We start from the raw sequence: 6,497 nt of genomic DNA, 5'->3' as shown, positions 1-6,497 counted from the left end.
GTTGTGTTCGAGTTGTGGACACAAAGCTGATTCGATGGCGTTGAGTGTCAGAGAGTGGACTTGTCCAAAATGTAGGACGGTTCACGACAGAGATATCAACGCCGCACAGAATCTCTTGGCGGTGGGACACCCCGTTACAGCACGGACATCTCACGGTGGCGAACTCGGTTCGCCACCCGTGTCCTCCTGTGGAGCGAGTGTAAGACGCAGTCTTCGCAGCTCTCGGAGCTTGCATCCGAGAGAACGAAGACTTGAAGGACATGGTTCTGGAGAGCCACTGCGAAAAACTCGGAAGAGAAAGAAGCAGGAACCCAAATCGCAAGGCTTCGCCGTGAGCGTCAGCCGAACGGTTTGGGAATCACCGTCCTTCCAGGGCGGTGAGGATGTCAACAATTCTTCAATTTCATCAATGTAACTAGCTTCTCTCTTCAAACCTGGATGATTTTTAATCTCGCTCAGAATTTCCCCTAAGACTTCTGACATGAGAGACTCGTTAGAACGCTTCAATTTGCTCAGTCACGATGAGCCGTAGGTTGGGTGAAGCGAGAGCAAAACCCAACACGCCCCACTATTTACAGCCAACATTTTCAAAAAAATTAATCTCTTCATTAGGAGTACCGTAGGTTGGGTGGAGCGAGAGCAAAACCCAACACCCCCTACTATTCACGACCGATATTGTCAGAAAATTTGATGTCTTAATCGGTTCCCCAATCGAGCGAATAAATCCCACGATCGACATACCGTAAAAAGCTCGATCGCTTCCAATCCTTCGGAGCCTTTACCAATCCATGTTTGACGGGATTGAAATGGATGTAATCCACATGATTCACCCAATCTGCTTCATCTCGAATTTGATGTTCCCAAAACCGAGGTTGCCAGACTACCTTTGGGTGCATCTCAGTTTTGCAAAAACATGAGAATTGGAGGCTAAAATCCTTATTCTCTCGTATAGATTTACATTTTTGAGATGTACCCCTGCCTTTTCTCCTTTCCTCTGTTGCGAATATGAAATGTAACCTTGATATTTGGACGGAGAGTGACGGCTAAAATTGCTCGGTATCGATCCCTCTGAATTGGAGGAAGAATAATTCCGCCGATTCAAAGCGGCTCGATTCCGATAAAGTTGCGAATTTCTTGCGCCATAATTTCCAAATCTTCTCGGGGGAAGTCATAGGCAAAACGACGCAAAAAGACTCCTTCCCAAAGATAGAGAATTGAAATCTGTTTCCAAGAATTTTTTTTCGACTGAGAAGACAATATCGTTTCGACTTCTACCAGCTCGATATCTGAAGTTTTTCCCGATTTTTGATAATACGTGATTCCCCAGCAGCGCCAGAAAAAGTGAAAGCGATCGCGATCGATAACGAGCCAACGTTCTGTTTCCGAAACGATCGCGACAATCGATCCCACCCCAACACATAACACCGCTGTCAGTAAAGTTATCGGAAAAATACCAATGGCGATCGCAATCACAATCGCAATTGAAGAGAGCGACAGGATCCAAATCAAGTTATGGGATGCAGGAATTACATAGGCGAGAGAGTTAGAATTTCGTTGAGAGACGAGCGAAAACGGAGCTTTGAGATCGATTGCTTCGATATCCAACGTCGCTGACACCTGTTCCGTGCGATCGAGAGCGTCGATCGCCTCCTCCGCACAGACAAACCGATCCTCGATCGACGGTTCGAGTATCTTTTCTAACCAATCGCCAAACTCGGACGACACGCGAACGCGATCGCGAAACTGGAGTTTCAAGCGTTTTTGCGGAAACGAATCCGGCGATTTCCCCGACAGCAAAAACAACGCCGTCGCACCCAACCCATACAAATCTGACGCCCCACAGACTTCGCCGCGAAACTGTTCGTGCGCCATATATCCCAACGTTCCGACGAAGGTTCCGCCTCGGGTGAGGGTGTTGCGATAGACATCCTGAACCGCCCCGAAATCCACTAAATACACCGTTCCGTTGTCGTCGCGAACGATGTTTTGAGGTTTGATGTCGCGGTGAATCACGGGGGGATGTAATTCGTGGAGATATTGCAGTATCTCTAACACCTTTCGCACGATGCGTTTGACTTCTTTTTCTGTCGGTTTCCAACCCCGTTCGATGAGGGTGGCGAGGGAGGTTCCGGGGGCGAGTTCTTGAATGAGGTAAAAGCGGCGATCGCCGTCGGTATCGAGTTGAAATCGCGCCAGATAGTTGGGGATGTTGGGATGGTTGAGGTTGGCGAGAACTTTCGCTTCGCGATCGAACAGTTCGACGACTTTCCAGTCTGTTACCCGTCGCAGCGACACCACTTTCATGGCGACGCGAGTACCGTCGTGGGTGTCTTCGGCTTCGTAGGTGGTTCCCATCCCGCCGCTTCCCAACACGCTGAGAATGCGGTAGCGATCGGCGATGATGTCGTTGGATTCGTGTAAGGAACTCATGGGTTTTCAAGGTGGGTTGAAGGATTCACCACATCCGACAGTGAGAACATGGAGAATCCATCGGTTTTGAAAGACTGTTTTATTCTTCAATTATTAGACGGGAGAGATGTTTTAATATCTGTAAGACGGTATAGAGTTCGTTGCCGGGGTTGCGCGTAATAAATACTTTGGAAACGGCGTATTGCCAAACTTGGGATTTCAGGAGTTTGATAAATGCGAAACTGCTTCCGGTTGAGATTAAGCCGTAGACGGGACGTTCGGGATGGGGATTTCCCATCATGTAGGCAATCAGTTGTGCGAGTCCTTCTTCGATGGAAAAAGAGGCTTTCTTGGATTCGATCGCCATCACCCAAAATTTATCTTTGAGAACGAGGGTATCGATTCGTCCTTTGACGAGGGTATCTTCGTCTTCGACGAGAAACTCGATGGGTTCTTCAGAACGAACGTAAAACGGCTGTAAATAAAAGTCGCCGATAAATAAAATCGGATCGAGAACGGACATCCGCACGACATCTTCGAGTAAGGGCGGATAGTTCAATAAATTGAGATATCCCGCTTTGACTTTATCGAGAAGCTGTTTGTCCGTATCTGAAAGTTCCGGTAAATCCGTTTTCCACTCTTGAAAAAATGCTTCGTCTTCTACGAGTTCGAGATGAAAGGTCTCGATGAGTTCGCGAAGATTGGTTTTTTGAGCGAGAATCGTGCGAGTCACCATCGCTATGTCTCCGAATCAGAACTGTCTTCGTAGGCGTCGAATTGCAGCAGGTGATGAAACGCCGATCGATCCTGTAGCAAAGCTAAATCTGGATCGTTTAAAGCCCTGGGAATAAAGATTCTCGGGGCGAGGGAAATCGCCCGTTTCAACGATTCCAACGCTACTTCTACGTCGTCCGTCAACGCCGCACAACAGGCTTGGTTGTACCAACTGTAACCATCTTCAGGATCGAGATCGAGACAGCTATCGTATTGCGCGATCGCCTGTCGGTAATCCTTCATCTGGCGGTAGGTTTCCGCTAACTTGTACCGCGTCCAAAAATCTTCCGGATCGCGACGTAAGGCTTGGCGATAGTGGACGATCGCATCCTCGTACTGTCCCAATTGTCGCAAACAGTCCCCTTTGCGGAACCATCCCCAAAAATCCCGAGGGCGAATTTCGATCGATTCCTCGTAACTGGAAATCGCCGCCCGATATTCCCCCAAATACCGCAACGCATCGCCGCGACGGAACCACGCCCAATAATCGTGAGGGCGCAACCGCAAGGCTTTATCGAAGCTGGCGATCGCATCATCGAACTTTTCTAACTCTTCCGACAACACGCAACCTCGGTTGTACCATACCCAATAGTCCCGAGGGCGCTGTTCTCCGGCGCGATCGAAACTGTAAACCGCTTCCTCGTAATCGCCTAACTCCACGAGAACGTTTCCCCGTTCGTACCAACTCCAATAGTCGTGAGGGCGGGCGAGAAGGGCGCGATCGAAACAGGCTAACGCCGCCGTATACTCGCCGTTATCGGCGAATTTCTCCCCTTGGTGATAGCACAGCCAGTAATCTTCCCATCGCGATTCCAAATACGGCGTGAGACGACTACTCATTAGATTCACTCTCTATTTCCCCCTTTTTCAAAACACAGCGAACCGCGAACCGGACAGCGATCGCGCTAGGTTCGATCGATCGTCTTTTTCTATTGTCGTCTAAAGAACTCGATCGAACGTCACCCGTGAGAAGATAAACCGAAGAGAAACCCGAGACCAACAGTTGGCAGCCTTAGATGACAGACTACCGCATAGAAAAAGACTCGATGGGGGAACGCCAAATCCCCGCCAACGCCTACTATGGCATTCAAACCCTACGGGCGACCGAAAACTTTCCCATTAGCGGACTCAAACCGCTTCCCACTTACGTCGATGCGTGCGTTCTGATTAAAAAAGCCACCGCCACCGCCAACGGCGAACTCGACTGCATTCCGCAAGATATCGCCGAAGCCATCGTCAACGCCGCCGACGAAGTTCTCAACGGACAGTTTCGAGAACAGTTCGTGGTGGATGTTTACCAAGCCGGGGCGGGAACCTCTCACCACATGAACGTTAACGAAGTTCTCGCCAATCGCGCCTTAGAACTTCTCGGAGATACCAAGGGAAACTACAGTCGCGTCAGTCCCAACGACCATGTAAACTACGGTCAATCAACCAACGATGTCATTCCCACCGCCATTCGCGTCGGGTCGTTGTTAGCCCTCGATCGCACCTTCTTCCCCGCCTTAGACGCGGCGATCGCATCTCTCCATCGCCAAGCCGACGAGTTCCAAAACATCGTAAAATCCGGGCGCACCCATATGCAAGACGCCGTACCCGTGCGGTTGGGGGAAGTCTTTCGCGCCTGGGCGACAATTTTAAACGACCATCACCGCCGCATTCGATTCGCCGCCGAAGATTTAAAAGTGTTAGGCTTGGGCGGAAGCGCTTCGGGAACCGGACTCAACACGCACCCCCGCTATCGCTTCCGCGTCGCCGAATTACTCTCGGAATACATCGGACAATCCTTACAAAGCGCCCCTCACCTCATGGCGGCGATGCAAAGCCTTTCGCCGTTCGTGGGCGTTTCGGGAAGTCTCCGCAACCTCGCCCAAGATTTGGTGAAGATTTCCCACGATTTGCGTCTGATGGATTCGGGCCCGAAAACAGGATTGAAAGAAATTCAACTTCCTCCCGTTCAACCGGGTTCCTCGATTATGCCAGGGAAATACAATCCAGTGATGGCGGAAATGACCTCGATGGTCTGTTTTCAGGTGATGGGATACGACCAGGCGATCGCCCTCTGCGGCCAAGCGGGACAATTAGAATTAAACGTTATGATGCCCTTAGTGGCGTACGATTTAATTCACAGCATCGAGATTCTGGGCAATACCATTTCTGCCTTGACGACGCGCTGCATCGACGGAATCACCGCAAATGGCGATCGATGCGCCGCTTACGCCGAAGGGAGTTTAGCCCTCGTGACAGCGTTGAATCCCCACATTGGCTATCTCAACGCCGCTGCGATCGCCAAAGAATCCCTCGAAACCGGGAAATCCCTGCGTCAACTGGTGTTAGAGAAAGGATTGATGGACGAAGCGGCGTTGGCGAAGGTGTTGGATTTAGACGAGATGAGTCAACTTCCCCCTTCAAAAGACGAACTCAACGATTAAGATCCCGGTAGGGGGGCGAACCGTCTGCACCCCTACCTCCCTGTCGCGTTCCATTAAAACTCCCATGCAAAGCCAATATACAGAAACCCAACTGACCTTTTCCTACGAAAACGGCCACGAAGAATCCTTCAGCGTTCCCATGACGCCCCAGGAAGTGTACCAACAGTTACAACTGGCGATCGAAATGCCGTTGTTGACCTTTCACCTGTACGATCGCAGTGTTACCATTCGGTTCGATCGTGTTCTCAAAGTCGAAGTTTTCCCACCTTTCCCCGAAATGCAAGGAGACGGTGTCTTTTCCAACGCCCAAGTCGTCACCGCCATGCGTCGCGCCGCACGACGATAATGAGATGAGGGAATGAAGACAGTCACCAGTCACCAGTCACCAGTCACCAGTGAAGATAGAGAACAGCGAATCTGGGAACAGGGAACAGAAATCGTAGGGTGTGTGACGCGGCGGGGAAATGTGGCCGAAGTCAGGTCAAAGGACTGTTACCGCGTCACGCACCGTCCCCACCGACAACATACTTGTCCCCCTCTCCCAATCTCCCCCTCTCCCCCTCTCCCAATCTCCCCCTCTCCCAATCTCCCAATCTCCCAATCTCCCAAATATGAAACTCTTCGTTGAAGGATGGCGATACATCTCCCAATCCTACGCCGTCGTCAACCAATTCCAACTTCTCGAACTCCTCACGCGTTCCCACGTGAACCTGTTTCACCGAGAAATGCCCTATCAAGATCTGTCGCAGTACTCCGCCTATACCGCGAAGCGGTTAGGGGGTGGTGAAGCGGCGGTGAGTTGAGGTGCGTCCCCTGAACAATGCGATAGCGAGAGAAGGGGATAGCGCCGAAACGAGCCATCAAATATAATTGATAAGGTGG

Annotated in this window: 7 protein-coding genes and 1 pseudogene; 4 read left to right on the top strand and 4 right to left on the bottom strand. The window is 50.7% G+C overall.

The annotated features are described in order from the left end of the window. On the top strand, positions 1–415 hold a 415-nt coding region (locus POG22_RS21040; RefSeq protein ID WP_498907027.1), incomplete at its 5' end, for a zinc ribbon domain-containing protein. 280 nt (positions 416–695) lie between these two features. Here the strand turns inward: POG22_RS21040 and POG22_RS21035 are convergent. The 4 genes and pseudogenes from POG22_RS21035 to POG22_RS21020 form a co-directional block, all read right to left on the bottom strand. After that, positions 696–887 (bottom strand): annotated as a pseudogene (locus POG22_RS21035) (transposase); the annotation flags it as partial. Positions 888–1,098: 211 nt separating this feature from the next. After that, complete coding sequence (locus POG22_RS21030; RefSeq protein ID WP_498907026.1) at positions 1,099–2,430, bottom strand: serine/threonine protein kinase; 1,332 nt, start codon at positions 2,428–2,430, stop codon at positions 1,099–1,101. Between the two features lie 79 nt (positions 2,431–2,509). Next, on the bottom strand, positions 2,510–3,142 hold the full coding sequence (locus POG22_RS21025; RefSeq protein ID WP_498907028.1) for a restriction endonuclease subunit R: 633 nt from the start codon (positions 3,140–3,142) through the stop codon (positions 2,510–2,512). A 5-nt stretch (positions 3,143–3,147) separates the two neighbouring features. Then, positions 3,148–4,023: a tetratricopeptide repeat protein gene (locus tag POG22_RS21020; protein WP_498907025.1), complete on the bottom strand. Its 876-nt coding sequence runs from the start codon at positions 4,021–4,023 to the stop codon at positions 3,148–3,150. A 176-nt stretch (positions 4,024–4,199) separates the two neighbouring features. On the opposite strand from POG22_RS21020, the gene POG22_RS21015 reads away from it, so the two are divergent. The 3 genes from POG22_RS21015 to POG22_RS21005 all read left to right on the top strand — a co-directional run bounded on the left by POG22_RS21015 (position 4,200) and on the right by POG22_RS21005 (position 6,418). Continuing rightward, entirely contained in the window at positions 4,200–5,615 is a 1,416-nt protein-coding gene (locus POG22_RS21015) for an aspartate ammonia-lyase (protein WP_063715696.1), read from the top strand. Positions 5,616–5,679: 64 nt separating this feature from the next. Next, positions 5,680–5,961, top strand: a complete 282-nt coding sequence (locus POG22_RS21010) for a hypothetical protein (protein ID WP_017658462.1) — start codon at positions 5,680–5,682, stop codon at positions 5,959–5,961. A 265-nt stretch (positions 5,962–6,226) separates the two neighbouring features. After that, the gene (locus POG22_RS21005; protein ID WP_498907024.1) at positions 6,227–6,418 is read left to right on the top strand and encodes a hypothetical protein; all 192 of its coding nucleotides are present in this window, start codon (positions 6,227–6,229) and stop codon (positions 6,416–6,418) included. Positions 6,419–6,497: the final 79 nt, after the last annotated feature.

Source organism: Geitlerinema sp. CS-897 (genome assembly GCF_028368005.1).
GTDB lineage: Bacteria > Cyanobacteriota > Cyanobacteriia > Cyanobacteriales > Geitlerinemataceae > Baaleninema > Baaleninema simplex.
This window is presented reverse-complemented; position numbering and strand designations above follow the sequence as displayed.